Genomic DNA, 24,995 nt, shown 5'->3' with positions numbered 1-24,995 from the left:
AGACATGTCTGATTACCTCGAGCTCCTGCCCGCCGTCGACATCACCGAGGGCCGTGCGGTCCAGCTCGCGCAGGGCGTGGCCGGCTCCGAGCGCGTGTACGGCGACCCGGTGGCCGCGGCGATGCGCTGGCAGGACGCCGGCGCGGAGTGGATCCACCTCGTCGACCTCGATGCGGCGTTCGGTCGCGGCTCCAACCGCGAGCTCCAGGCCGAGATCGTCGGCGCCCTCGACATCCAGGTCGAGATGAGCGGCGGCATCCGCGACGACGAGTCGCTCGCCGCGGCGCTGGCCACCGGCTGCCGCCGGGTGAACATCGGCACGGCCGCCCTCGAGCAGCCGGAGTGGTGCGCCAAGGTGATCGCCGAGCACGGCGACAAGGTCGCGATCGGCCTCGACGTACGCGGTCGGACCCTGGCCGCGCGCGGCTGGACGAAGGACGGCGGCGACCTCTACGAGACGCTGACGCGCCTCGACTCCGAGGGCTGCGCGCGCTACGTCGTCACCGACGTCAACAAGGACGGCATGCTCGCCGGGCCGAACCTCCAGCTGCTGCGCGACGTCGCCGCGGTGACCTCGGCGCCGCTCGTGGCGTCCGGCGGCGTGACGACCCTCGACGACATCCGGGCGCTGATGGACCTGGTCCCGGAGGGCGTCGAGGGCGCGATCGCGGGGACCGCGCTCTACGAGGGCAGGTTCACCCTGGAGGACGCGCTCGCCCTCACCAAGGGACCCCGATGACCCTCGCCGTCCGGGTGATCCCGTGCCTGGACGTCGACGCGGGCCGCGTGGTCAAGGGCATCAACTTCCAGGAGCTGCGCGACGCCGGTGACCCGGTGGAGCTGGCCCGGACGTACGACGCCGAGGGTGCCGACGAGCTGACGTTCCTCGACATCTCCGCCTCGCACGAGGGCCGCGCGACCACGATGGAGATCGTGTCGCGGACCGCCGAGGAGGTCTTCATCCCGTTGACCGTCGGCGGGGGAGTGTCCTCGGTCGCCGACGTCGACCGGCTGCTGCGCGCCGGCGCCGACAAGGTCGCGGTGAACACCGCCGCGATCCACCGGCCCGAGCTGGTCGCCGAGATCGCGGACCGCTTCGGCAACCAGGTGCTCGTGCTCTCCGTCGACGCCCGGCGGGCGGCCGGGACGACCTCCGGCTTCGAGGTCACCACGCACGGCGGCCGGAAGTCCGCCGGCCTCGACGCCATCGAGTGGGCCGTCCGTGCGGCCGAGCTGGGCGCGGGCGAGATCCTGCTCAACGCGATGGACGCCGACGGCACCCAGGACGGCTTCGACCTCGAGCTGATCCGCGCCGTACGCCGCGAGGTGAGCGTGCCCGTGATCGCCTCCGGCGGCGCCGGCGCGACCGAGCACTTCCCGCCCGCCGTCGAGGCCGGCGCGGACGCCGTGCTCGCGGCCACGGTCTTCCACTTCGGCACGCTGCGGATCGCGGACGTGAAGGGCTCGCTGGCCGCGGCCGGCCACCCGGTCCGCTAAGGCAGCGGCACGGTGTAGATCTTCCGCACGTCGGGGTGCGTGACCACCAGGTCGGCGCCCACGACCGCCGCGCCGACGTTCTCACTGGTGGGCGGGGCGTCGTCGAGCACGACGGTGTCCGCGACCTCCGCGGTCTTCGGGTCCACGACGTACACGGTCGGGCCGGACTGGCCGACGACGTAGACGCTGTCGTCGCCCGCGACCACTGCGTCGGCGTCGGGGACGTCGGGGATCTCGCCGACCTGCTTCATCGTGCCGGCGTTGAGCACGACGACCTTGCCGCTGAGCGTGCACGAGATCCAGACCTTGCCGGCCGACTCGGCGATGCCCTGTGGGCCGGTGCAACCGGGCAGCTTCGCGGTCTCCACACGCCCTCCGGCGATGCGGGTGACCGAGGAGCCGCCGTAGTTGGCGACCCACACGCCCGACTCGCCGACCGCCACCAGGCGCGGCTCGGTGTCGGTGGAGTACGACGTCACCTTGGTCCCGTCACCGTCGAGCTGCAGCACCCGGCCGCCGGCCTGGTCGACCACCCACAGGCTCTCGCCGTCCCAGGCGATGCCCTCCGGCTCGCTGCCCGTCGGCTTGATCGGCACGGTCTGCAGGACCTCACCTGTGCCCGAGTCGATCTGCACGACCGTGCCGTCGCCGATCACGCTCACCCACACGCCGGACGGCGTGTCCACCAGCCGCAGCGGGAACTCACCCACGTCGATGCGTAGGTCGTCGGCGGTGCGGACCGCCCCGTCACGCACCAGGGTCGTCCACGCCTCGCCGTCGACCTCGGCGACGCCCACCGGGCCGGCATCGAGCTCGGTGACCTCCGGCGCGTCCGGGTCCGCCGACGGCGAGCCGGCTGGTTCGGATCCGTCGCCCGAGCAACCAGCCAGGACGAGCGAGGCCGCGAGCAGGGCGGCGAGGGCGCCTCTCATGACCCGACGGTACGTCGCCCCACGGACGGTGGGGAGGCCGGTCAGACCCCCAGGTTGGCGGAGCGGAGCTCCTCGACCGCGGCAGCGGGCCCGTCGAACGTGAGGCCGCTGAGCGCGGACCGCCCGAACAGGAACAGCACCAGCTCGACGACCGGACCGCTGACGGTGACCGGGTCCTCGCCCTTCTTCGCGACGGCGGTGTCACCGGTGTCGGAGCGCTGGATCACGGCCGGGACCGGCACCCGCCGCCCGAAGAACCTCATGCCCTTGCCGAGCTTGGACCAGAGCAGGTCGAGCTCGGCGGGGTCGAGCTCGCGGGGCTCCCACGACGAGGCGCCGCGCCGCAGGTCCTCGTGGTGGACGAGCAGCTCGAAGCCGTTCATCGCCTCGTCGACCGGCGGTACGGCGCGGAGGAACAGCGCGGGCGTGCGGTAGCGCTCCACGAGCACCTCGAACCCGCGCGCCTTCTCCTTCGCCATGGCCTTCTCGTTGAGGCCGGCGAACCGCTCGACGACGTTGCCCATCGACGCGACCGGCTTGTGCTCACGGACCACGAGGTGCGCCATCAGGTCGGCGGCGGTCCAGCCCTCGCACAGCGTCGGGGCGTCGGGGCCGAGGGTGAGGGCGAGGTCGCAGAGCTCGCGGCGCTCGCGCTTGGCGAGGCTGTCCTGGGTGCCGGGGGCGGTCATGAACCGGAAGGTTACTGTCGGTTGCTCGGAATAGGGTGGCCGTCTCGCGTAGTTGTCGCGGGCGGGAAGGGTGCGACAGTGACGGACGAGCAGACGCGGCGGGGCACGATGGGTGCCGGCGCCGCCGTACTCTGGGTCGCCATCCGCCGCGAGCCGTGGGTGTTCGCGCTGTCGACCGCCGGTAGCGTGATCTTCGGTGCGCTGACGGTCGCCGACGCCTGGGTGCTCGGCTGGGCCACCGACCACGTGGTGCTGCCGGCGTTCGACACCGGCGAGATCGGCACCGACATGCTGCTCGCGGTCGTCGCGCTGTTCGTCGGCGTCGCCCTGCTGCGGGCCGTCGGCATCGTGGCCCGCCGGCTGGGCGCCGGGATCATGCAGTACCGCATGCAGGCGCACACCCGCCGCGCCGTGACGCGGCAGTACCTCGCGCTGCCGATGGAGTGGCACCAGCGGCACCCGACCGGCCAGCTGCTCTCCAATGCCAACTCCGACGTCGAGGCAGCATGGGGCCCGATCGCGCCGCTCCCGATGGCGCTCGGCACCGTCGTGATGATGGTGATCGCGGTCGTCCAGATGTTTCTGGCCGACGTGGTGCTCGCTCTGGTCGGCGCCCTCGTGTTCCCGGGCGTCGTGCTCGCCAACGTCGCCTACCAGCGCCGCGCCTCGCCGCTCATGACCAAGGCCCAGCAGCTGCGCGCCGAGCTCAGCGAGGTCGCGCACGAGTCCTTCGACGGCGCGATGGTCGTCAAGACGCTCGGCCGCGAGAGCGAGGAGACCGAGCGCTTCGCCGACATGGCCAACCGGCTGCGCGACATCAACATCCGCGCCGGGCGGGTCCGCGCCGCCTTCGACCCGACGCTCGCCGCGCTGCCGAACCTCGGCGTGCTCGTGGTGCTCGCGGTCGGTGTCGCGCGGGTGGTCAACGGCCAGACCGACGCGGGCGACGTGGTCACCGTCGCGTTCCTGCTGACGATCGTGTCGTTCCCGATCCGCTCGATCGGCTGGCTGCTGGGCGAGTTCCCACGCAGCGTGGTCGGCTACCACCGGGTCCGCAACGTCCTGCGCGCGACCGGGGAGATGCCGTTCGGCGACCGCACCGTCACGACCGGCGACGCGGGCTCGCGGCTCGAGGTCCAGGGCCTCGGCTACCGCTACGACCCCGACCAGCGGCTCCTCGACGAGGTGTCGTTCACCGTCGAGCCGGGCCGCACCGTCGCGCTGGTCGGCGCCACCGCCTCCGGCAAGAGCACGCTCACCAGCCTGATGACCCGGCTGATCGACCCCGACGAGGGCCGGGTGCTCCTCGACGGCACCGACCTGCGCGACCTGGCCCACGGCGAGCTCGCGCGGATCGCGGCCGTCGTGCCCCAGACGGCGTTCCTGTTCGACGACACCGTGCGCGGCAACGTCACGCTCGGTGCCGACGTCTCCGACGAGGACGTCTGGGCGGCGCTGCGCGCGGCCCAGGCCGACGGCTTCGTCGCCGCGCTGCCCGACGGCCTCGACACCAAGCTCGGCGAGCGGGGCACGTCCCTGTCGGGCGGGCAGCGCCAGCGCATCTCGCTGGCCCGTGCGCTGGTCCGCGACCCGCGGCTGCTGATCCTCGACGACGCGACGTCCGCGGTCGACCCGGAGGTCGAGGCGCGGATCCTCGAGGCGCTGCGCACCGGCTCGCACGACACGACGCTCGTCGTCGTCGCCTACCGCAAGGCCACCATCGCGCTGGCCGACGAGGTCGTGCACCTCGAGGACGGCCGGGTCGCCGACCGGGGCACGCACGCCGAGCTGCTCGAGCGGAGCCCGGCGTACTCCCACCTCGTCAACGCCTACGAGGTCGCCGCCGAGCTCGGGGTGGAGGTGACCGAATGAGCGCCATGGACACCGGCGAGAGCATCGGCGCCATCGAGACGATCCGCCGCGGCGTGCGCTACTCGCCGGAGCTGAAGGAGGGTGTGGGCTGGACCCTCACCCTCGCCTTCATCGCCTCCATCGGTCAGGTCGTCGTCCCGGTCGCGGTCCAGAAGACCATCGACGACGGGCTCAACGGCCCGGGCGGTCCCGACGTGTCGTACGTCGTCGAGATGGGCCTGGCCGCGACGGCCGCGATCCTGATCGCGGCGTGGGCGTCGTACGCCATGACGGCCCGGTTGTTCACGACCTCCGAGCGCGGGCTGGCGACGCTGCGGATCAAGGCGTTCCGGCACGTGCACGACCTGCCGCTGCTGACGCAGAACACCGAGCGCCGCGGCGCCCTGGTCTCGCGCGTCACCAGCGACGTCGACCAGGTCAGCCAGTTCCTGGTGTTCGGCGGGCTGCTGTTCGTGGTCAGCATCGGGCAGGTGCTGGTCGCGACCATCGTGATGCTGTTCTACAGCTGGCAGCTCGCGCTGGTGGTGTGGGTCTGCTTCGCGCCGTTGTTCCTGTCGATCCGCTACTTCCAGCGCAAGCTCTCCGAGGCGTACGGCGTCGTGCGCGCGCAGGTCGCCGTGATGCTGTCGGCGATCTCCGAGCCGGTCGTCGGCGCGGCGGTGGTCCGGTCGTACGCCGTCGAGGCCCGCACCCAGGGCCGCATCGACCACGCGATCGACGAGTACAAGACCGCCAGCACCCGCGCCCAGGGGTTCACCGTGCTGTCGTTCTCGCTGGGCGGCATCTCGGCCGGCCTCGCGAACGCCGGCGTGATCGTGATCGGGGTCTGGCTCGGCTTCGCCGGCGAGATCACGGCCGGCACCGTGCTCGCGTTCGCGTTCCTCGTGTCGCTGTTCGTCGGCCCGGTGCAGATGGGCACCCAGATCCTCACCGACGCGCAGAACGCCGTCGTCAGCTGGCGCCGCGTGCTCGGCATCCTCGAAACCCCGGCCGACCTCGTCGACCCCGGGCCGGACGGTGCGGTCCTGCCGCGCGGACCGGTCGACGTCCGGTTCGAGGCGGTGTCGTTCGCCTACCCGGGCGGGCCGCCGGTGCTCCGCGACATCGAGCTCGAGATCGCGGCCGGCACCCGCCTCGCCGTCGTCGGGGAGACCGGCTCCGGCAAGTCCACGATCGCCAAGCTGCTGACCCGGCTGATGGATCCCAGCGACGGCGCGGTGCTGCTCGACGGCATCGACCTGCGCGAGATCGCCCAGGAGTCGCTGCGGCGCAGCGTGGTGCTGGTGCCGCAGGAGGGTTTCCTCTTCCACGACACCATCGCCGCCAACGTGCGCTACGGCCGGCTGGACGCGACCGACGAGGAGATCGTCGCCGCGGCCGACGACCTCGGGCTCGGCGACTGGCTGGCCGGGCTCCCGAACGGCATCCACACCGAGGTGGGCCAGCGCGGCGAGTCGATGTCGGCGGGGGAGCGGCAGCTGGTCGCGCTCTGGCGGGCGCAGCTCGCCGACCCCGACCTGCTGGTGCTCGACGAGGCGACCAGCGCGGTCGACCCCGCCCTCGAGATGCGCATCGGACGCGCGCTCGAGCGGCTGATGCGCGGGCGTACCTCGGTCACCATCGCGCACCGGCTCACCACCGCCGAGACCGCCGACGAGGTGGTCGTGGTCGACAAGGGCCGGATCGTGCAGCGCGGCCCGCACACCGCGCTGGTGCAGGACCCCGGGTCCGTCTACGCAGGCCTGCACCGGTCGTGGCTGGCGCAGCAGGGTTCGAGCCGCTGACGTCGTGTGAGCCTGGGAACGCGAGGGCAGTGATGCGGCGAGGGGATCGAGCCGTCTCGAAATCGCGGGTCAAGGGGTCTCGACGAGCTCGACCACCGGGCGCCCGGGATACTGAACCCGTGACGACCCTCGACCCCGCGATCGCGGACCGGCTCAAGCGCACCGCCGACGGACTGGTCCCGGCCGTGGTCCAGCAGCACGACACCGGCGAGGTGCTGATGCTCGGCTGGATGGACGACGAGGCGCTGGCGCGCACGCTGACCACGGGCCGGGCGACGTACTGGAGCCGTTCGCGCCAGGAGTACTGGATCAAGGGTGACACCTCCGGCCACGTGCAGTGGGTCAAGGAGGTCCGCCTCGACTGCGACGGCGACACCCTGCTGGTCAAGGTCGACCAGGAGGGCGCGGCGTGCCACACCGGCGACCGCACCTGCTTCGACGCCGACCTGCTCAGCCATGGCTGACCGCAGGAGGTCGTTCGGCCCGGTCGTCCTGCTCGGGCTCGGGGGCGGGACCCTCGCGGCCGTCGGAGGCAACCGGCAGGCGGTGACCGGCGAGGCCAGCTCGGCGAACCTGAAGCTGACGTTCGACGGCAGCATGCCGCTGGTGACCGCCCTCGCGCTGGTGGCGCTGGCGTCCTGGGGGGTGCTCCTGGTGACCCGCGGTCGCGTCCGGCGGGCGATGGCCGCGCTCGGCACGCTCGCGGCAGCAGGTGCGCTCGCGGCCGCGATCGCGGCGTACCCGCAGGTGTCGGACGACCTGCGCGAGCAGCTCCAGCAGCTCGGCATCGACAACGGCGACGTCGGCCCGACCGGGTGGTACTGGGCCGCGCTGCTCGGCACCGTCCTCGCCCTCGTGGCGGGCGTGCTCGCCACGCTGTGGTGCCGCGCCTGGCCGGAGATGGGGCGCAGGTACGACGCCCCGACCGGCGCCGTACCGGTCGTCGAAGCGCCGCCGGAGGAGCAGAGCAGCCTCGACCTCTGGAAGGCGCTGGACGAGGGGCGCGACCCCACAGCACCGAAAACCGATGAGGCCTGAATAGACTGACGCCCACGTCCCGCACGATCGTTTCGAGGAGCCCCGCATGTCTGACAGCCACGGCAACACCCCCGCAGCCTGGTCGGCCGTCACGGTCGCCATGCTCGGCTTCGTGGTCGGCGCGGTCGGCCTGCTCCTCGACCCGGTCAACATGACGATCTTCTGGGTCGGCGTCGGCCTCGGCGTCGCGTCGCTCGTGGTCTTCGCCGTGATGGCGAAGATGGGCTACCACGAGTCCAGCCACTGACGGTCCGCCCGTGACCGCCACCGCTCCGCAGCCGGCCGCTCCCGCGGTCGTCGAGCAGAGCCGGTGGCGACGCGTCGCGGCGCCCGCGGCGACGATCGGCGGGCTGGCGCTCGCCGTCGCCGCGCTGCACCGGCGCGACCCGCACGCGAGCGGCTCCTGGGGCTACTGCCCGAGCGCGGCCCTGGGCTTCTCCTGCCCGGGCTGTGGTGGCCTGCGTGCGGTCAACGACCTGACCGACGGTCAGATCGGCGCGGCGGCGTCGAGCAACCTGCTGTTCATCGTGCTGCTGCCGTTCCTGGTGGCGGCTCTCGGTGCCTGGGCCCTGGCCCGCTGGCGCGGGACCTCGCCGACCTGGCCGAGCCGCCTGCCGGCCGGTGCCCGCCGCACGATCGTGTGGGCGGGCGTTGCGCTCGTGGTGCTCTTCACGGTGCTGCGCAACCTGCCGGCCGGCTCCTGGCTGGCGCCCTGAGCGGCGCCTGGGTTCAGCCGGTCGTGAACTCGAAGTTGCCCGTCGCCGCGACGACGATCCAGTAGAGGACCGCCAGCGCCACGCCGACGATGCCCAGGATGAAGCCGGCCTGCGCCAGGCCGGCGCCCGACTTGGCACCACCGGATGCCGCGATCTCCTTCTTGGCCATGGAGCCGAAGACGATCGCGAGGATCGACCCGATCAGGCAGCCACAGGTCAGGAGTCCGACGATCCCGAGGACGAGCGACGCGATCGCCTTGCCCGAGGTCGACGGCGGGGTGCCACCCATCGGCGGCTGAGGAGCGCCGTACTGGGGCGGCGGGGGCGGTTCTGAGTAACTCACGTGGTCGAGCCCTTCGTCGTGGCCGTGCCGTCTGCCGGCCGCATGTGGGGACCCTACCCATCACTGCGGCGGGGGCATGCGCACGCTCAGACCGTGGCGGCGAAGAGCCCGGCGTACGGGTTGTGGGTCATCGCGACGGCGCTCCTCGGGCGCGTGGTGCGGGCGGTTCAACGTATGGCCCACACGACGGCCCGTGCCGACCCGCGTGAAACACTCGTGTCATGTCCGTGCTCGACGAGATCGTGGCCGGCGTGCGGATCGACCTCGCCGAGCGCGAGGCGGCGACGACGCTCGCCGACCTGCGTGCTGCGCTCGCGGACGTCGACGCGCCCCGCGACCCGATGCCGCACTTCCGCGCCCCCGGGTCGAGCGTGATCGCGGAGGTGAAGCGACGCAGCCCCAGCAAGGGCGACCTCGCCGACATCCCCGATCCGGCCGAGCTCGCCGCGAAGTACGCCGCCGGCGGCGCGGCCGCGATCAGCGTCCTCACCGAGCAGCGCCGCTTCGGCGGCAGCCTCGACGACCTGCGCGCGGTGCGCGCGGCCGTCGACACCCCGGTCCTGCGCAAGGACTTCATCGTGACGTCGTACCAGCTCGTCGAGGCGCGCGCCGCCGGCGCCGACCTGGCGCTGCTGATCGTGGCCGCTCTCGACGACGACACCCTGCGCCGGCTGCACGACGAGGCCCGAGAGCTCGGGCTGACCGTGCTGGTCGAGGTGCACGACGAGGCCGAGACCGAGCGGGCGGTCGCGCTCGGCGCCGAGCTGATCGGCGTCAACGCGCGCAACCTCAAGACGCTCGAGATCCACGACGACATGTTCGGCAAGCTCGCGCCGCTGATCCCCGACGACCGGGTCAAGGTCGCGGAGAGCGGCATCTTCAGCACGGCCGACGTGCAGCGATTCGTCTCCGAGGGCGCCCGCGCGGTGCTCGTCGGTGAAGCACTGGTCAAGGACGGCGACCCCCAGGCCGCCGTCGCCTCGATGACAGGAGTCCAGCCATGACGGTTTCCAGCTTCGACGCCGATGAGCGGGGGTGGTTCGGCGGCGCTGAAGGGTTCGGCGGGCGGTTCATGCCCGAGGCCCTGGTCGCCGCGCTGGACGAGCTCACGGTGGCGTGGCAGGAGGCCATGGCCGACCCGACGTTCGTCGCGGAGTTCGAGCAGATCCTGCGTGAGTACGCCGGGGTCCCGAGCCCGCTCTACCTCGCGGACCGGCTGAGCGAGAAGGTCGGCGCGCGGATCCTGCTCAAGCGCGAGGACCTCAACCACACCGGCGCCCACAAGATCCGCAACGTGCTCGGCCAGGCGCTGCTCACCAAGCGGATGGGCAAGACCCGCGTGATCGCCGAGACCGGCGCCGGCCAGCACGGTGTCGCCAGCGCGACGGCCGCGGCGTACTTCGGCCTCGACTGCACCGTCTACATGGGCTCGGTCGACACCAAGCGCCAGGCGCTCAACGTCGCGCGGATGAACCTGCTCGGCGCGAAGGTCGTCGCGGTCGACTCCGGCAGCGCGACGCTGAAGGACGCGATCAACGAGGCGCTGCGTGACTGGGTCGCCAGCGTCGACCACACGGCGTACCTCTTCGGCACCGCCGCCGGCCCGCACCCGTTCCCGAGCATGGTCCGCGAGTTCTGCCGCGGCATCGGCGACGAGGCGCGCGCCCAGGTCCTCGAGCAGTACGGCGCGCTCCCGGACGCGATCGCCGCGTGCGTCGGTGGCGGGTCCAACGCGATCGGCCTGTTCACCGCGTTCCTCGACGACGAGTCGGTCGACATCTACGGCTTCGAGGCCGGGGGAGACGGCTACGACACCGGCCGGCACGCCGCCACGATCTACGCCGGCGACCGCGGGGTGCTGCACGGCGCCCGCACGTTCGTGCTGCAGGACGAGGACGGCCAGACCATCGAGTCGCACTCGATCTCGGCCGGGCTCGACTACCCGGGCGTCGGCCCGCAGCACGCCCACCTCGCCGACGTCAAGCGGGCGACGTACGAGCCCGTGACCGACACCGAGGCGATGGACGCGATGGCGCTGCTGGCTCGCACCGAGGGCATCATCCCGGCGATCGAGTCCGCGCACGCGCTCGCGGGTGCGCTGCGCGTCGCGGCGGACCGCCCGGGCCAGACGATCCTGGTCAACCTCAGCGGCCGTGGCGACAAGGACATGGGCACCGCGTTGGAGTACTTCAAGCTGGGAGAGACGGAGTGAGCGTGTCCACCGCCTTCGCGAAGGCGAAGGCCGACGGCCGGGCCGCGCTGGTGGGCTACCTGCCTGCCGGCTACCCCGACGTGCAGGGCGGCATCGACGCGCTGCTCGCCCTGGTCGACGCGGGCTGCGACGTGATCGAGATCGGCCTGCCCTACAGCGACCCGGTCATGGACGGCCCGATCATCCAGGCCGCCGCGCAGAAGGCGCTCGAGGGCGGCGTCCGCACCAAGGACGTGCTGCGCACGGTCGAGGCGGTCGCGGCCACCGGCACGCCGACGCTGATCATGACCTACTGGAACCCCGTCGAGAAGTACGGCGTCGAGCGCTTCGCCGCCGACCTCGCGAACGCCGGGGGAGCGGGCCTGATCACGCCCGACGTCACGCCGGACTTCGCCCAGGACTGGATCGCCGCGGCCGACGCCCACGACCTCGACAAGGTCTTCCTCGTCTCCCCGTCCTCGACCGACGAGCGGATCGCGATGACCACCGCCGCGTCCCGGGGCTTCGTCTACGCCACCGGCATCATGGGCGTGACCGGCACGACGCAGGCGACCGCTGCCGGCGTCGCTCCGCTGATCGAGCGCACCAAGGCCACCACCGACCTTCCGGTCGGCGTCGGCGTGGGTGTCAGCACCGGCGCCCAGGCCGCCGACCTCGCGGCGTACGCCGACGGGGTGATCGTCGGGTCCGCGCTGGTCCGCGCCCTGGGTGAGGGCCTCCCCGCTCTCACCGCGCTCACCGAGGAGCTCGCCGCCGGGGTACGGCGTGCGTAGGGCCGGTGCCGTCGCTGTCGCCCTGCTCCTCGCGCTGACCGCCTGCGGTGGCGGCTCCGACGAGAGCAGCGGGGAGCTGCACGGCACGGAGCTGGACCCGCCGTTCGAGGTCTCCGCGACGCCGCTGACCGACACCGAGGGTGCGCCGTACTCCCTGACGGAGGACACCGACAAGGACCTCACGCTGGTCTTCTTCGGCTACATCAACTGCCCCGACATCTGCCAGGTCGTGATGTCGAACCTGTCGTCGGCGATGACCCGCCTCGACGACGAGGACCGCGAGCGCATCGACGTCGTCTACATCACCACCGACCCGAAGCGGGACACGCAGGAGGCGATCGCCGACTACCTGCCGCACTTCGACCCGGACTTCGTCGGCCTCACCGGTGACCTCGACACGATCATCGAGGTCGCCAAGCCGCTCGGCGTCGGCATCACGCAGGGCGAGAAGCTGCCGTCCGGCGGGTACGACGTCACGCACGGCACCACGATCACCGGCATCGACGCCGACGACGAGGGCACGGTCTACTGGGACGGCAACTCGTCGTCCGCGGATCTCGCCGCCGACATCCACACGCTCCTGAACGAGGACTGACCGATGCTCGCTGAGCTGATCACACTCTCGATCCCGAGCCCGTCGGAGGGGGTGTGGAACCTCGGCCCGGTGCCGATCCGCGGCTACGCCCTGGCGATCATCCTCGGCATCGTCGCCGCGGTCTGGATCGGCGAGCGCCGGTGGGTGGCTCGCGGCGGCCGCGCCGGCGAGATCCAGGACCTGGCGATCTGGGCGGTGCCGTTCGGCCTCGTCGGCGGCCGGATCTACCACGTGCTCACCGACAGCGAGCTCTACTTCGGCTCCGGCGGCAACGCGATCGAGGCGCTCTACGTGTGGCGCGGCGGCCTCGGCGTCTGGGGCGCGATCGCGCTCGGCGCCTTCGGTGTGGTGATCGGTGCCAAGCGCTCCGGCATCAAGCTGCTCCCGGTGCTCGACGCGATGGCGCCCGGCGTGCTGGTCGCCCAGGCGATCGGCCGCTGGGGCAACTGGTTCAACCAGGAGCTGTTCGGCAAGCCCACCGACCTGCCGTGGGGCCTCGAGATCGACGCCGCGCACCGGCCGCCCGGGTACACCGACCCGGACCTCCTGTTCCACCCCACGTTCCTGTACGAGTCGCTGTGGTGCCTGCTCGGCTTCGCGGTCGTCGTCTGGGCCGACCGGCGTTTCCGCCTCGGCCACGGCCGCGTGGTCGCGCTGTACGTCATGGTCTACACGGCTGGCCGCGGCTTCATCGAGATGCTCCGCATCGACAGCGTCGAGCTCGAGGACGTCCTCGGCCTGCGCTTCAACGTCTGGACGTCGATCGTTCTCTTCGTGCTCGCGCTGGTGTACTTCGTGGTCAGCGCGCGCCGCCACCCTGGGCGCGAGGAGCAGATCTACGTCGACGGACGCCGCGACGACGACGTACGCTCGGAGCCGAGTGAAGAACAGACTGACGAGCAGACTGATACGGGTCAGCTTCCCGGGTGACCGGGTGCTAGTCTGACCCTTCCGCTAGGGCCAATGTCGTCCCCCAGCAGCGATTGACATCACCGCACCGCCGGCGCCGGCCTCGACAACGTCGTGGGGCCGCGCGGCGCAGAGACGACGGGAGAACCCGGTGCCCTACTCGCACGCGTTCCCGCCGCCCCAAGGGCTGTACGACCCCCGCCACGAGAAGGACGCCTGTGGCGTGGCCTTCGTGGCGACCCTGACCGGCGTTGCCAGCAACGACATCGTGGTCAAGGCCCTCACGGCCCTGAAGAACCTCGAGCACCGAGGCGCCGCGGGCGCCGAGCCCAACTCGGGCGACGGCGCCGGCATCCTCATGCAGGTGCCGGACGCGTTCCTGCGCGAGGTCGTGGACTTCGACCTGCCGGCGCAGCACTCGTACGCCGTCGGCACGGCGTTCCTGCCGGGTGATGAGGAGCAGGTCGCCAAGACCCGCCGCCGGATCGAGGAGATCGCGGTCGAGGAGGGCCTCTCGGTCCTCGGCTGGCGCGAGGTCCCGGTCCAGCCCGACGTGCTCGGCTCGACCGCGCTCGGCGTGATGCCGGCGTTCAGCCAGCTGTTCGTCGCCGGCGCCGGCTCGCGCGTGACCGGCATGGCCCTGGAGCGCCTGGCGTTCTGCCTGCGCAAGCGGGCCGAGAGCGAGACCGACGTCTACTTCCCGTCGCTGTCGTCGCGCACGCTCGCCTACAAGGGCATGCTCACCACCGAGCAGCTCGACTACTTCTTCCCCGACCTGGTCGACCCGCGCGTCGCCTCGGCGCTGGCCGTCGTGCACTCCCGCTTCTCGACGAACACCTTCCCGAGCTGGCCGCTGGCGCACCCGTTCCGGTTCATCGCCCACAACGGTGAGATCAACACCGTCATGGGCAACCGGAACTGGATGCGCGCCCGCGAGGCGCTGCTCGACTCCGACCTGATCCCGGGCGACCTGGAGCGGCTCTACCCGATCTGCACCCCGGGCGCCTCGGACTCCGCGTCGTTCGACGAGGTCCTCGAGCTGCTGCACATGGGTGGCCGCTCGCTGCCGCACTCGGTGCTGATGATGATCCCGGAGGCGTGGGAGAACCACGCCGAGATGGACGCCAAGCGCCGCGCGTTCTACGAGTTCCACTCCGCGCTGATGGAGCCGTGGGACGGCCCCGCGTGCGTGGTGTTCACCGACGGCTCCCAGATCGGCGCGGTCCTCGACCGCAACGGCCTGCGCCCGTCGCGCTACTGGGTCACCGACGACGGCCTCGTCGTGCTCGCGTCCGAGGTCGGCGTGCTCGACCTCGACCCCGCCTCGATCGTCCGCAAGGGCCGGCTCCAGCCGGGCCGGATGTTCCTCGTCGACACCGACGAGCACCGGATCATCGAGGACGACGAGATCAAGTCCGAGCTCGCCGCGGAGCACCCGTACGACGAGTGGCTGCACGCCGGCCTGATCCACCTCGACGACATCCCGGACCGCGAGCACATCGTGCACACGCACGCCTCGGTCACCCGTCGCCAGCAGGTCTTCGGCTACACCGAGGAGGACCTGCGGGTCATCCTCACGCCGATGGCCAACAGCGGCGGCGAGCCGCTCGGGTCGATGGGTACCGACACCCCGATCGCGGCGCTCAGCCAGAAGCCGCGGCTGCTGTTCGACTACTTCACCCAGCTGTTCGCCCAGGTGACGAACCCGCCGCTCGACGCGATCCGCGAGGAGCTCGTGACGTCGCTGGCCGGCACCATCGGCCCGGAGGCGAACCTGCTCGAGCCGGCGCCGGCGTCGTGCCGGATGGTCGTGATGCCGTTCCCCGTCATCTCCAACGACGACCTGGCCAAGATCCGCCACATCAACCGTGACGGCGACATGCCGGGCTTCATCACGCACGTGGCCCGGGGCCTGTACTCCGTCGAGGGCGGCGGCGCGGCGATGGCCGAGCGGATCGACGAGATCTGCCAGGAGGTGTCCGCGGCGATCGCCGACGGTGCCCGTGTCATCGTGCTGTCCGACCGGCACTCGACCGCCGAGCTCGCGCCGATCCCGTCGCTGCTGCTCACCGGCGCGGTCCACCACCACCTGGTCCGCGAGAAGACCCGCACCCAGGTCGGCCTGCTCGTCGAGGCCGGCGACGTGCGCGAGGTCCACCACGTCGCGCTGCTCGTCGGGTACGGCGCGGCCGCGGTCAACCCGTACCTCGCGATGGAGTCCGTCGAGGACCTCGCCCGCGAGGGCTACTACGTCACCTCCGACCCGGAGAAGGCGGTCAAGAACCTCGTCAAGGCGCTCGGCAAGGGCGTCCTCAAGGTCATGTCGAAGATGGGCGTCTCCACGGTGGCGTCCTACACCGGCGCGCAGATCTTCGAGGCGATCGGCCTGTCGCAGTCGCTGGTCGACAAGTACTTCACCGGCACGACCTCGAAGCTCGGCGGCGTCGAGCTCGACACCATCGCCGAGGAGGTCGCGCGTCGGCACGCTGCGGCGTACCCCCGTGGCGGCATCGCCCCGGCGCACCGCGAGCTCGAGATCGGCGGCGAGTACCAGTGGCGCCGCGAGGGCGAGCCGCACCTGTTCGACCCGGAGACGGTGTTCCGCCTCCAGCACTCGACGCGCACCGGTCGCTACGACGTCTTCAAGCAGTACACCTCCCGCGTCGACGAGCAGTCGCAGCGGCTGATGACGCTGCGCGGCCTGTTCCGCTTCAAGGACGCCTCGGAGGGCGGCCGCCAGCCGGTCTCGATCGACGAGGTCGAGCCGGTCTCGGCGATCGTGAAGCGCTTCTCGACCGGCGCGATGTCGTACGGCTCCATCTCGAAGGAGGCGCACGAGACCCTCGCGATCGCCATGAACCGGCTGGGCGCGAAGTCCAACACCGGCGAGGGCGGCGAGGACCCGGAGCGTCTCTACGACCCGGAGCGCCGCAGCTCGATCAAGCAGGTCGCGTCCGGCCGCTTCGGCGTGACCGCGGAGTACCTCACGAACTCCGACGACATCCAGATCAAGATGGCGCAGGGCGCCAAGCCCGGCGAGGGCGGCCAGCTGCCCGGCAACAAGGTGTACCCGTGGGTGGCCAAGACCCGGCACTCGACGCCGGGCGTGGGCCTGATCAGCCCGCCGCCGCACCACGACATCTACTCGATCGAGGATCTCGCCCAGCTGATCCACGACCTGAAGAACGCCAACCCGCGCGCCCGCGTCCACGTGAAGCTGGTCTCGGAGGTCGGCGTCGGCACGGTCGCGGCCGGTGTCTCGAAGGCGCACGCCGACGTCGTGCTGGTCTCCGGCCACGACGGCGGCACCGGCGCGGCCCCGCTCACCTCGCTCAAGCACGCGGGCGGTCCCTGGGAGCTCGGCCTCGCCGAGACCCAGCAGACCCTGCTGCTGAACGGCCTGCGCGACCGGATCGTCGTGCAGACCGACGGCCAGCTCAAGACCGGTCGCGACGTCGTCGTCGCCGCGCTGCTCGGCGCGGAGGAGTACGGCTTCGCCTCGGCACCGCTGGTGGTCTCGGGCTGCATCATGATGCGGGTCTGCCACCTCGACACCTGCCCCGTGGGTGTCGCGACGCAGAACCCGGTGCTCCGCGAGCGCTACAGCGGCCAGGCCGAGTACGTCGTGAACTTCTTCGAGTTCATCGCCGAGGAGGTGCGCGAGCTGCTCGCCGAGCTCGGCTTCCGCACCCTCGACGAGGCGATCGGCCAGGTCGACGCGCTCGACGTGCGCGAGGCGGTCGGGCACTGGAAGGCGGCCGGCCTCGACCTGTCGCCGATCCTGCACAGGCCCGAGCTGCCCGAGGGCGCCTCGCTGCGCAACACCACCAGCCAGGACCACGGTCTCGACAAGGCGCTCGACGTCACCGACCTCGTGCCGCTGGCCCGGCCGGCGATCGAGTCCGGCGAGCCGGTGCGCGCCCAGGTCGCGATCCGCAACGTCAACCGCACCGTCGGCACGATCCTCGGCCACGAGGTCACCAAGAAGTACGGCGGCGCGGGCCTGCCCGACGGCACCATCGACATCACCTTCACCGGCTCGGCGGGCCAGTCGTTCGGCGCGTTCGTGCCGAAGGGCATCACGCTGCGCCTCGAGGGCGACGCCAACGACTACGTCGGCAAGGGCCTGTCGGGCGGTCGGATCGTCGTCCGCCCCGACCGGGCGGCGACGTTCGACGCCAGCGCGCAGATCATCGCCGGCAACGTGATCGGGTACGGCGCGACCGGGGGAGAGATCTTCATCCGCGGTGGTGTCGGTGAGCGGTTCTGCGTGCGCAACTCCGGCGCCCGGACCGTGACCGAGGGCGTCGGCGACCACGGCTGCGAGTACATGACCGGCGGACGCGTGGTCGTGCTCGGCCCGACCGGCCGCAACTTCGCGGCCGGCATGTCCGGCGGCATCGCCTGGGTCCTGGACCTCAACTCGGGCCGGGTCAACCCCGAGCTCGTCGAGCTGGGTCCCGTGGTCGGCGCCGCCGCCGAGGAGCTCGAGGAGCTCGTGCGCGCGCACTTCGAGGAGACCGGCTCGACGGTCGCCGAGGAGCTGCTCGCCGACTGGGAGACCGCACTGACGCGGTTCACCGAGGTCATGCCCACCGACTACCGCAAGTCTCTGGAAGCCAAGGCCAAGGCGGAAGCCGACGGCCTCGACGAGAACGAGACCGCCCACGCGATGATGGAGGCTCTCCATGGCTGACCCGAGGGGATTCCTCAAGAACGGCCGCGAGGTCGCGACCCGCCGCCCCGTCGACGAGCGGGTCAACGACTGGAACGAGGTCTACCCCGGCAGCGCCGGGCGGGCCCTGCTCCCGATCATCAAGACCCAGGCCGGGCGCTGCATGGACTGCGGCATCCCGTTCTGCCACCAGGGCTGCCCCCTCGGGAACATCATCCCGGAGTGGAACGACCTGGTCTGGCGCGACGACTGGGAGGGCGCGATCGAGCGCCTGCACGCGACGAACAACTTCCCGGAGTTCACCGGGCGGCTGTGCCCCGCGCCGTGCGAGACCGCCTGCGTCCTGGGCATCAACCAGGACCCGGTGACGATCAAGAACGTCGAGGTCTCGATCATCGACAAGGCCTGGGAGTCCGGCCTGGTCCGGCCGCAGCCGCCGGAGTGGCTCTCGGGCCGCACCGTCGCGGTCGTCGGCTCGGGCCCGGCGGGCCTCGCGGCCGCCCAGCAGCTCACCCGCGCCGGCCACACCGTCGCGGTCTACGAGCGCGCCGACAAGATCGGTGGCCTGCTGCGCTACGGCATCCCCGAGTTCAAGATGGAGAAGCAGCACCTCGACAAGCGCCTCGAGCAGATGCGCCGCGAGGGCACGGTGTTCCGCGCCGGCGTCGACGTCGGCGCCGAGCTCACCGGCGACCAGCTCAAGGACCGGTACGACGCCGTCGTGCTCGCCATGGGCGCGACCGAGCCGCGTGACCTCCCGGTGCCGGGGCGCGAGCTCGGCGGCATCCACCAGGCGATGGAGTTCCTGCCGCAGGCCAACCGCGTCGCGGTCGGCGAGACGGTCGAGGACCAGATCCTGGCGACCGGCAAGAACGTCGTGATCATCGGCGGCGGCGACACCGGCGCGGACTGCCTCGGCACGTCCACCCGGCACGGCGCCGCGTCGATCACGCAGCTCGAGATCATGGCCGAGCCGCCCGCCGCCCGGCCCGCGGGCCAGCCGTGGCCGACCTACCCGATGATCTTCCGGGTCTCCTCGGCGCACGAGGAGGCCGGCGACCGCGTGTACGGCGTCTCCACCAAGGAGTTCCTGGGCGACGAGAACGGCAACGTGCGGGCGCTGCGCCTGGTGGACGTGGTCTTCGAGGGCGGCAGGCTCACCGAGATCGAGGGCACCGAGCGCGAGATCCCGGCCGAGCTGGTGCTCTTCGCGATGGGCTTCCTCGGCCCGGAGAAGGCCGGCCTCGTCGAGCAGCTCGGCGTGGACCTCGACGAGCGGGGCAACGTCGCGCGCAACGCGTCGTACCGGTCCTCGGTCGACGGCGTGTTCGTCGCCGGCGACGCCGGTCGGGGCCAGTCGCTGATCGTCTGGGCGATCGCCGAGGGCCGGGCCGCCGCGGCCGCGGTGGACGAGTACCTCACGGGCTCGACCACGCTGCCGGCGCCGATCCCGCCGACGGAGCGGCCGCTCGTCGTGTGATCTTCGGGGGACCGCCGGGCGAGTTAGGTATTTGAACGATCAAAGTGGCGGTAGGGTAGGCACGTGCGTAGAGCCAAGATCGTCTGCACCCTCGGCCCGGCGGTGAACACCCCCCGGAGGATCCGCGAACTCGTGTACGCCGGGATGGACGTCGCCCGGATGAACATGAGCCACGGCAGTCATGAGGACCACGCCGAGGTGTACCGCCTCGTGCGTGAGGCCTCGGACGCCAGCGGGCACGGGGTGGCCATCCTCGCCGACCTCCAGGGCCCGAAGATCCGCCTGGAGAAGTTCGAGAACGGCCCGGTCCAGCTGGTCCGCGGCCAGGCGTGGACGATCACCACCCGCGACGTGCCCGGCGACGCCGAGATCGCGGGGACGACGTACAAGGGCCTGCCCGGCGACGTGAACGTCGGCGACCCGATCCTCATCGACGACGGCAAGATCCGGCTCCGGGTGACCGGGGTCGAGAACGACACCGACGTCCACACCGAGGTGCTCGTCGGCGGCAAGGCCAGCAACAACAAGGGCATCAACCTGCCCGGCGTCGCGGTGTCGGTGCCCGCGATGTCGGAGAAGGACATCGCGGACCTGCGCTTCGCGCTGCGCCTCAGCGTCGACTTCGTCGCGCTCAGCTTCGTGCGCGACGCCAAGGACGCCGAGGACGTGCGCCGGATCATGGACGAGGAGGGCGTGCACGTCCCCGTCATCGCCAAGATCGAGAAGCCGCAGGCGATCGACAACCTCGACGAGATCATCGCCGCGTTCGACGGCTTCATGGTCGCCCGCGGCGACCTCGGCGTGGAGTGTCCGCTGGAGGACGTGCCGTTCCTGCAGAAGACGATCGTCGAGAAGGCGCGTCTCAACGCCAAGCCCGTCATCGTCGCCACCCAGATGCTCGAGTCGATGATCTCGAACCCGGCGCCGACCCGCGCCGAGGCCTCCGACGTCGCGAACGCCGTCCTCGACGGCGCGGACGCCGTGATGCTGTCCGGCGAGACCAGCGTGGGGGAGTTCCCCGTGCACACCGTCGAGACGATGGCCCGCATCATCGCGGCCACCGAGAAGCACGCGCTCGACCGCGACGGCCTCGGCGAGGTCAAGGTCATCGACTGGGACCCGCACACCCGCGGTGGCGTGATCGCCAAGGCGGCCGAGGAGGTCGCCGAGCGGGTCGGCGCGAAGTACGTCGTCGCGTTCACCACCAGCGGTGACTCGGCGCGCCGGATGTCGCGGCTGCGCGGCCCGGTCCCGGTCCTCGCGTTCACCCCGGTGCCGGCGGTGCGCTCGCAGCTGGCGCTGACGTGGGGCGTCGAGACGTTCCTGACCCAGTTCGTCGAGCACACCGACCAGATGGTCCGCCAGGTCGACGAGCAGCTGCTCCAGATCGGCCGGGTGCGCGAGGGCGACCTCGTCGTGATCATCGCCGGGTCGCCCCCGGGCATCCCCGGCTCGACCAACGCCCTGCGCATCCACCGGATGGGCGACGCCATCAACGAGCTGGCCCCCGCCTACCACCAGTAGCAGCACACCCCGAGCACGCACCTCGCGGCGCGTCGTCGCTCGCAGCCGTCAGGTCCAGTCGCTGATCGGGACCTCGTGCGGGTGCGGCTTCCCCGTCCCGGTCTCGACGAGCTCCTTGAGGCTCAGCAGGTACGTCGCCCAGCGGGTGCTGCAGTGGTGCATGAACTCCACGGGCTCCGTCCAGCCGTGGTGGCCGAACTGGATGATCGTGTAGTCGCCGCGCTGGTCGAGCCGCCAGTCGATCTCGGTCCCGATCCACTCCTCGGGGCCGTCGGCGACCTTCCAGCGGACCCGGCCCGACGGGTCGAGCTCGAGGACCTCCATGTCGAAGCCGCCGGCCTCGCCGAAGCGGAACGCCAGCGTGTCACCGACGTCGCCGGTGCCCTTCGTGTCGGTGGTCCACCAGTCGGCCAGGGCCTCGCGGGTCGTGACCGCGCGGTAGACCTCGTCGAGCGGCGCCATCACGCCGACGCGGTGCAGGATGTCGACCATCTCACTCTCCTTCGTTCGTGTTCTGGGTGTTCTGGGTCTGTTGGATCTGCTCGGCGAGGCGCTTGATCCGGCGCAGGCGGGCGTCCCACGCGTCGCCCACGGCGGCCAGCTGGGCCACGGCCCGGGCCAGCTGGGCCTCGTCGACCTGGAAGTGCCGCTCCCGGCCGGCGGGGGAGGCGTGCACCAGTCCCACCCGGTCGAGGACGGCGAGGTGCTTCGACACCGCCTGCCGGGTGACCGGCAGCCGCTCGCTGAGCGAGGTGGCGGTGCCGTTGCCCTCGCGGAGCAGCAGGTCGATCATCGTGCGCCGCGTGGGGTCGCCGATCGCGGACCAGAGGTCGTCGTCGACCGCGGTAGCGCTCATGGCGTCGCCACCAGGCGGGCGACGTACGCGCCGAGCTGGGGGATGTAGTGGTTCCAGCCGTCGATGTGGTCCTGGTAGTGCTCCTCGAGGACCGCGATCTCCCAGCCCATCTCGCGCCACCCGGTCTCGGTCATCCGCAGCAGGGTGCCGCCGTCGTCCGGGATGAGCTCGAACGTGACGAGCAGCGAGTCGCCGCCGCGGTCCGGCTCCTGGAAGCACCACCGGAAGGAGAAGAGCCGCGGTGCGTCGACCTCGACGACGCTCATCAGCACCGTGGTCGTCTCGCCGGTCTCGGTGTTGCGCCAGACCAGCTCGCCCAGGGCTCCCGCCACGGACTCGAAGCCCGCGTCGTCGGGCCACCACTCCCGTACGTGCTCGGGGCGGCTGACCACCTCGAACACCACCTCGGGCGAAGCGTCGATCCGGATGTCCCGCACGATCGGCCCGTGCTCCCTGCTCTGCGTCGTCATGTCCTCACCTCTCGCAACCTTTGGTTGCATCAGGCTACGACGACGAGCGCGGATGCGCAACCATCGGTTGCGCATCGTGGAGCTGGTGCCCCGGGTGGGATTCGAACCCACACTGGATGGTGTTTGAGACCACTGCCTCTGCCGTTGGGCTACCGGGGCCGGCAGCGCGAAAACCCTAGCCGACCCCGCGCCGACACCCCTCTTGCCAAAGTCGACTAAACCACTACAGTTATCGGGTCAGGGGTGCTCGGGACCGTGGAGGATCGACATGTGGAAGCCGTGGACGTGGAGCAGGGGCAGCAACGAGCGGGCGATCGGCAACGCTCGTGCGTCGGCCACCGAGCTCAACCGGCGACGCGTCGAACGCCAGGAGGTCGAGCTGTACCTGGCCCAGCGACCGGCCCAGCGCACGGCCCAGGGCCCGGCCCAGCGTCCGGTCCAGCGACCGGTCGTGGCCCCGGTCCGCCGTCCCGCCTGACGCCTCCCGGCGTACGCCGGGGTGGCGGCCGGATAATCTGCTCCCCGTGAGCCAGCCTGCCGAGCCGTCCCGTCGCGTCGTCATCGCCGAGGACGAGGTGCTGATCCGGATGGATCTCGCCGAGATGCTCGCCGAGGAGGGGTACGACGTCGTCGGCCAGGCCGGCGACGGGGCGGCGGCGATCCAGATGGCCGAGGAGCTGCGCCCCGACCTGGTGATCCTGGACGTGAAGATGCCCGTCCTCGACGGCATCGCCGCGGCCGAGCAGATCGCCGGGCAGCGGATCGCGCCGGTCGTGATGCTGACCGCGTTCTCCCAGCGCGACCTGGTCGAGCGGGCCCGTGACGCCGGCGCGATGGCGTACCTCGTCAAGCCGTTCTCGAAGTCGGACCTGGTGCCGGCGATCGAGATGGCGGTCAGCCGCTTCACCGAGCTGGCGATGCTCGAGGCCGAGGTCGCCGACCTGACCGAGCGGCTGGAGACCCGCAAGGCGGTGGAGCGCGCGAAGTCGGTGCTCCAGAAGCAGCTGCAGCTCTCCGAGCCGGACGCGTTCCGGTGGATCCAGAAGACCGCGATGGATCTGCGGCTGTCGATGCGCCAGGTCGCCGACGGTGTCATCGAGCACGGACCCGACCTCGCCGGCTGAGCAGCCCGCCTTCTGATACGCCCTCTCAGATCACCTCTCGGTCACGCTTCGGTAAAGGCCTGCGCCGACCCGCGCGTCAAGGCCCCCCGATGTGGCGCCGCACACGTCCTTGGCCCCTAGACTGCCCCCCGAGCCCGGACCGGGCTCCTGGATGGGAGGACCGACTTGACGTCACCACACGCAGTCCGCGAGCGGACGGTGGTCAGGGGAACAGCGGGGCTGTTGCTTGCGCTGTTGCTCGCCCCGTTCCTCGTGCTGATGACCTCGGGATCGGCGAGCGCCGTCACCGTCATGTGCCTCCCGAAGGCCGACGAGACGGCCTGCATCGCCAGCACCATGGGCAGCCGCGCCGAGCCGATCGCCGGAGTGGACGTCATCCTGACCGCCCCGGACGGCACCGAGCAGCGCGTCACCACCGGCGACGACGGCAAGTGGAGCTTCGAGATCACCGAAACCGGTGACTACGTCGTCTCCGCCGACGCGAAGACCCTGCCGGACGGCTTCGAGCTCGAGAACGAGACCGTCGACGTGAAGGTCGACCAGCTCGGCAAGTCCTTCGGCGCGATCCTCCAGCTCCGCTCCGAGGACTACAGCGCCGAGACCAGCAAGGTGGACGAGCTGATCCAGAGCACCGTCAACGGTCTGCGTCTCGGTCTGCTGCTCGCGCTCGCCTCGGTCGGCCTCTCGCTGATCTACGGCACCACCGGGCTCTCGAACTTCGCGCACGCCGAACAGGTGACGCTCGGCGGCATCATGGGCTACTTCTTCGTCAACCAGTGGGGGCTCCCACTCTGGCTCGGCGGCATCTGCGTCGTGGTCTTCTGTGCCGGTACCGGCTACTTCCAGGACCGCGGGCTCTGGCAGCCGCTACGCCGCCGAGGTCTCGGCCTGACCCAGATGATGATCGTGACCATCGGTCTCTCGCTGGCGCTGCAGTACACCTACCAGCTGGTCGTCGGCGCCCGCACCGTCCGCGTCGTCCAGGACAACCCCGAGGTCTCGACGTTCGGCCCGGTCACGATCACTCACCAGTCGATCGTGGCGATGGTGATCTCGGTCGTCGTGCTCTCCGCCGTCGGCTTCGCGCTGCTGCGGACCCGCGTCGGTCGCGCGACCCGCGCCGTCTCCGACAACCCGGCCCTCGCGATGGCCTCCGGCATCGACACCGACAAGGTGATCCGCCTCGTGTGGACGGTCGCGATGGGGCTCGCCGGCCTCTCCGGCATCCTCTACGCGCTGGTCGTGAACGGCATCAAGTGGGACTCGGGTCTCCAGATCCTGCTGCTGCTCTTCGCGGCGGTCACGCTGGGTGGCCTCGGCACCGCGTTCGGTGCGCTCCTGGGTGCGCTGATCATCGGTCTGGTGGTCGAGCTCGCGCCGGTGTTCGGCATGCCGGGCGACTTCAAGTACGCCACCGCGTTGTTGATCCTGATCCTGCTCCTGCTGGTGCGGCCCCAGGGCCTCCTCGGCAAGCCGCAGCGGGTCGGCTGAGGAAGGGGACGGATC

25 protein-coding genes and 1 tRNA gene are annotated in these 24,995 nt (G+C 71.4%); 19 read left to right on the top strand and 7 right to left on the bottom strand.

Annotated features, from left to right (window positions below; genetic code table 11):
- The first annotated feature begins 4 nt into the window (after window positions 1–4).
- Together priA and hisF are read left to right on the top strand one after the other, a co-directional pair.
- Entirely contained in the window at window positions 5–739 is a 735-nt protein-coding gene (gene priA, locus MJ604_RS19455) for a bifunctional 1-(5-phosphoribosyl)-5-((5-phosphoribosylamino)methylideneamino)imidazole-4-carboxamide isomerase/phosphoribosylanthranilate isomerase PriA (RefSeq protein WP_243060252.1), read from the top strand.
- Window positions 736–1,497, top strand: coding sequence for an imidazole glycerol phosphate synthase subunit HisF (hisF, locus tag MJ604_RS19450; protein ID WP_243060251.1), 762 nt, complete (start codon window positions 736–738; stop codon window positions 1,495–1,497). The genes priA and hisF overlap by 4 nt, the downstream gene beginning before the upstream one ends.
- Here hisF and MJ604_RS19445 read toward each other — a convergent pair.
- Complete coding sequence (locus MJ604_RS19445) at window positions 1,494–2,429, bottom strand: hypothetical protein (protein ID WP_243060250.1); 936 nt, start codon at window positions 2,427–2,429, stop codon at window positions 1,494–1,496. The two genes, hisF and MJ604_RS19445, sit on opposite strands and share 4 nt — an antisense overlap.
- Before the next feature lie 41 nt (window positions 2,430–2,470).
- Entirely contained in the window at window positions 2,471–3,118 is a 648-nt protein-coding gene (locus tag MJ604_RS19440) for a TIGR03085 family metal-binding protein (RefSeq protein ID WP_243060249.1), read from the bottom strand.
- 108 nt (window positions 3,119–3,226) lie between these two features.
- Between MJ604_RS19440 and MJ604_RS19435 the strand changes: the two genes are divergently transcribed.
- The 6 genes from MJ604_RS19435 to MJ604_RS19410 all read left to right on the top strand — a co-directional run bounded on the left by MJ604_RS19435 (window position 3,227) and on the right by MJ604_RS19410 (window position 8,528).
- Window positions 3,227–4,990: an ABC transporter ATP-binding protein gene (locus MJ604_RS19435; protein WP_243060398.1), complete on the top strand. Its 1,764-nt coding sequence runs from the start codon at window positions 3,227–3,229 to the stop codon at window positions 4,988–4,990.
- Entirely contained in the window at window positions 4,987–6,774 is a 1,788-nt protein-coding gene (locus MJ604_RS19430; protein WP_243060248.1) for an ABC transporter ATP-binding protein, read from the top strand. The genes MJ604_RS19435 and MJ604_RS19430 overlap by 4 nt, the downstream gene beginning before the upstream one ends.
- A gap of 119 nt (window positions 6,775–6,893) precedes the next feature.
- Window positions 6,894–7,238 (top strand): phosphoribosyl-AMP cyclohydrolase, encoded by a 345-nt coding sequence (gene hisI, locus MJ604_RS19425; RefSeq protein ID WP_243060247.1) that lies wholly within the window; start codon window positions 6,894–6,896, stop codon window positions 7,236–7,238.
- Entirely contained in the window at window positions 7,231–7,812 is a 582-nt protein-coding gene (locus tag MJ604_RS19420) for a Trp biosynthesis-associated membrane protein (protein WP_243060246.1), read from the top strand. The genes hisI and MJ604_RS19420 overlap by 8 nt, the downstream gene beginning before the upstream one ends.
- Window positions 7,813–7,858: 46 nt before the next feature.
- Window positions 7,859–8,059, top strand: coding sequence for an HGxxPAAW family protein (locus MJ604_RS19415; protein WP_243060245.1), 201 nt, complete (start codon window positions 7,859–7,861; stop codon window positions 8,057–8,059).
- A 10-nt stretch (window positions 8,060–8,069) separates the two neighbouring features.
- Window positions 8,070–8,528 (top strand): DUF2752 domain-containing protein, encoded by a 459-nt coding sequence (locus tag MJ604_RS19410; protein WP_243060244.1) that lies wholly within the window; start codon window positions 8,070–8,072, stop codon window positions 8,526–8,528.
- Window positions 8,529–8,541: 13 nt separating this feature from the next.
- Here MJ604_RS19410 and MJ604_RS19405 read toward each other — a convergent pair whose 3' ends face one another.
- Window positions 8,542–8,871: a DUF4190 domain-containing protein gene (locus MJ604_RS19405; protein ID WP_243060243.1), complete on the bottom strand. Its 330-nt coding sequence runs from the start codon at window positions 8,869–8,871 to the stop codon at window positions 8,542–8,544.
- Between the two features lie 221 nt (window positions 8,872–9,092).
- Here MJ604_RS19405 and trpC point away from each other — a divergent pair, with 221 nt between their 5' ends.
- The 8 genes from trpC (at window position 9,093) to pyk (ending at window position 21,039) form a co-directional block, all read left to right on the top strand.
- A complete protein-coding gene (gene trpC, locus MJ604_RS19400; RefSeq protein WP_243060242.1) occupies window positions 9,093–9,875 on the top strand; it encodes an indole-3-glycerol phosphate synthase TrpC in 783 nt (260 codons plus the stop codon).
- Window positions 9,872–11,083, top strand: coding sequence for a tryptophan synthase subunit beta (gene trpB / locus MJ604_RS19395; protein WP_243060241.1), 1,212 nt, complete (start codon window positions 9,872–9,874; stop codon window positions 11,081–11,083). Before trpC ends, trpB begins: the two co-directional genes overlap by 4 nt.
- Entirely contained in the window at window positions 11,080–11,856 is a 777-nt protein-coding gene (gene trpA, locus MJ604_RS19390) for a tryptophan synthase subunit alpha (protein WP_243060240.1), read from the top strand. Before trpB ends, trpA begins: the two co-directional genes overlap by 4 nt.
- Window positions 11,849–12,451: an SCO family protein gene (locus MJ604_RS19385; protein ID WP_243060239.1), complete on the top strand. Its 603-nt coding sequence runs from the start codon at window positions 11,849–11,851 to the stop codon at window positions 12,449–12,451. The genes trpA and MJ604_RS19385 overlap by 8 nt, the downstream gene beginning before the upstream one ends.
- A 3-nt stretch (window positions 12,452–12,454) precedes the next feature.
- Window positions 12,455–13,381: a prolipoprotein diacylglyceryl transferase gene (lgt, locus tag MJ604_RS19380; RefSeq protein ID WP_243060238.1), complete on the top strand. Its 927-nt coding sequence runs from the start codon at window positions 12,455–12,457 to the stop codon at window positions 13,379–13,381.
- 130 nt (window positions 13,382–13,511) lie between these two features.
- Window positions 13,512–18,056 (top strand): glutamate synthase large subunit, encoded by a 4,545-nt coding sequence (gene gltB / locus MJ604_RS19375; protein ID WP_243060237.1) that lies wholly within the window; start codon window positions 13,512–13,514, stop codon window positions 18,054–18,056.
- Window positions 18,049–19,515: a glutamate synthase subunit beta gene (locus MJ604_RS19370; RefSeq protein ID WP_243060236.1), complete on the top strand. Its 1,467-nt coding sequence runs from the start codon at window positions 18,049–18,051 to the stop codon at window positions 19,513–19,515. Before gltB ends, MJ604_RS19370 begins: the two co-directional genes overlap by 8 nt.
- A 63-nt stretch (window positions 19,516–19,578) precedes the next feature.
- Window positions 19,579–21,039 (top strand): pyruvate kinase, encoded by a 1,461-nt coding sequence (pyk, locus tag MJ604_RS19365; RefSeq protein WP_243060235.1) that lies wholly within the window; start codon window positions 19,579–19,581, stop codon window positions 21,037–21,039.
- 48 nt (window positions 21,040–21,087) lie between these two features.
- Here the strand turns inward: pyk and MJ604_RS19360 are convergent, their stop codons facing one another.
- The 4 genes from MJ604_RS19360 to MJ604_RS19345 form a co-directional block, all read right to left on the bottom strand.
- Window positions 21,088–21,531: an SRPBCC domain-containing protein gene (locus tag MJ604_RS19360; protein ID WP_243060234.1), complete on the bottom strand. Its 444-nt coding sequence runs from the start codon at window positions 21,529–21,531 to the stop codon at window positions 21,088–21,090.
- Window position 21,532: 1 nt separating this feature from the next.
- Entirely contained in the window at window positions 21,533–21,895 is a 363-nt protein-coding gene (locus tag MJ604_RS19355) for a metalloregulator ArsR/SmtB family transcription factor (protein ID WP_243060233.1), read from the bottom strand.
- Window positions 21,892–22,365 (bottom strand): SRPBCC domain-containing protein, encoded by a 474-nt coding sequence (locus MJ604_RS19350; protein ID WP_243060232.1) that lies wholly within the window; start codon window positions 22,363–22,365, stop codon window positions 21,892–21,894. The genes MJ604_RS19355 and MJ604_RS19350 overlap by 4 nt, the downstream gene beginning before the upstream one ends.
- A gap of 83 nt (window positions 22,366–22,448) precedes the next feature.
- Window positions 22,449–22,524: transfer RNA gene (locus MJ604_RS19345), tRNA-Leu, on the bottom strand.
- Between the two features lie 109 nt (window positions 22,525–22,633).
- On the opposite strand from MJ604_RS19345, the gene MJ604_RS19340 reads away from it, so the two are divergent.
- The 3 genes from MJ604_RS19340 to MJ604_RS19330 all read left to right on the top strand — a co-directional run bounded on the left by MJ604_RS19340 (window position 22,634) and on the right by MJ604_RS19330 (window position 24,980).
- On the top strand, window positions 22,634–22,843 hold the full coding sequence (locus MJ604_RS19340) for a hypothetical protein (RefSeq protein WP_243060231.1): 210 nt from the start codon (window positions 22,634–22,636) through the stop codon (window positions 22,841–22,843).
- A gap of 46 nt (window positions 22,844–22,889) precedes the next feature.
- Window positions 22,890–23,489 carry a response regulator gene (locus MJ604_RS19335; protein ID WP_308194159.1) on the top strand — a complete coding sequence of 200 codons (600 nt, stop codon included), beginning with the start codon at window positions 22,890–22,892 and terminating at the stop codon, window positions 23,487–23,489.
- Window positions 23,490–23,723: 234 nt separating this feature from the next.
- Window positions 23,724–24,980 (top strand): branched-chain amino acid ABC transporter permease, encoded by a 1,257-nt coding sequence (locus MJ604_RS19330; RefSeq protein ID WP_243060230.1) that lies wholly within the window; start codon window positions 23,724–23,726, stop codon window positions 24,978–24,980.
- The last annotated feature ends 15 nt before the right edge of the window (window positions 24,981–24,995 follow it).

Origin of the sequence: Nocardioides sp. SR21 (assembly GCF_022761125.1) — a bacterium.
Lineage (GTDB): Bacteria > Actinomycetota > Actinomycetes > Propionibacteriales > Nocardioidaceae > Nocardioides.
The sequence above is the reverse complement of the archived record's forward strand: the minus strand, read 5'-3'. Positions and strand labels throughout refer to the sequence as shown.

What these genes read in the sequence shown, in the direction of transcription:
- trpB (WP_243060241.1), top strand. Translation starts at nt 9,872, where the DNA reads ATGACGGTTTCCAGCTTCGACGCCGATGAGCGGGGGTGGTTCGGCGGC.
- MJ604_RS19435 (WP_243060398.1), top strand. Translation starts at nt 3,227, where the DNA reads ATGGGTGCCGGCGCCGCCGTACTCTGGGTCGCCATCCGCCGCGAGCCG.
- MJ604_RS19420 (WP_243060246.1), top strand. Translation starts at nt 7,231, where the DNA reads ATGGCTGACCGCAGGAGGTCGTTCGGCCCGGTCGTCCTGCTCGGGCTC.
- hisF (WP_243060251.1), top strand. Translation starts at nt 736, where the DNA reads ATGACCCTCGCCGTCCGGGTGATCCCGTGCCTGGACGTCGACGCGGGC.
- MJ604_RS19350 (WP_243060232.1), bottom strand. Translation starts at nt 22,365, where the DNA reads ATGACGACGCAGAGCAGGGAGCACGGGCCGATCGTGCGGGACATCCGG.
- MJ604_RS19355 (WP_243060233.1), bottom strand. Translation starts at nt 21,895, where the DNA reads ATGAGCGCTACCGCGGTCGACGACGACCTCTGGTCCGCGATCGGCGAC.
- priA (WP_243060252.1), top strand. Translation starts at nt 5, where the DNA reads ATGTCTGATTACCTCGAGCTCCTGCCCGCCGTCGACATCACCGAGGGC.
- lgt (WP_243060238.1), top strand. Translation starts at nt 12,455, where the DNA reads ATGCTCGCTGAGCTGATCACACTCTCGATCCCGAGCCCGTCGGAGGGG.
- trpC (WP_243060242.1), top strand. Translation starts at nt 9,093, where the DNA reads ATGTCCGTGCTCGACGAGATCGTGGCCGGCGTGCGGATCGACCTCGCC.
- MJ604_RS19430 (WP_243060248.1), top strand. Translation starts at nt 4,987, where the DNA reads ATGAGCGCCATGGACACCGGCGAGAGCATCGGCGCCATCGAGACGATC.
- MJ604_RS19340 (WP_243060231.1), top strand. Translation starts at nt 22,634, where the DNA reads ATGTGGAAGCCGTGGACGTGGAGCAGGGGCAGCAACGAGCGGGCGATC.
- MJ604_RS19370 (WP_243060236.1), top strand. Translation starts at nt 18,049, where the DNA reads ATGGCTGACCCGAGGGGATTCCTCAAGAACGGCCGCGAGGTCGCGACC.
- MJ604_RS19445 (WP_243060250.1), bottom strand. Translation starts at nt 2,429, where the DNA reads ATGAGAGGCGCCCTCGCCGCCCTGCTCGCGGCCTCGCTCGTCCTGGCT.
- MJ604_RS19440 (WP_243060249.1), bottom strand. Translation starts at nt 3,118, where the DNA reads ATGACCGCCCCCGGCACCCAGGACAGCCTCGCCAAGCGCGAGCGCCGC.
- MJ604_RS19415 (WP_243060245.1), top strand. Translation starts at nt 7,859, where the DNA reads ATGTCTGACAGCCACGGCAACACCCCCGCAGCCTGGTCGGCCGTCACG.
- MJ604_RS19360 (WP_243060234.1), bottom strand. Translation starts at nt 21,531, where the DNA reads ATGGTCGACATCCTGCACCGCGTCGGCGTGATGGCGCCGCTCGACGAG.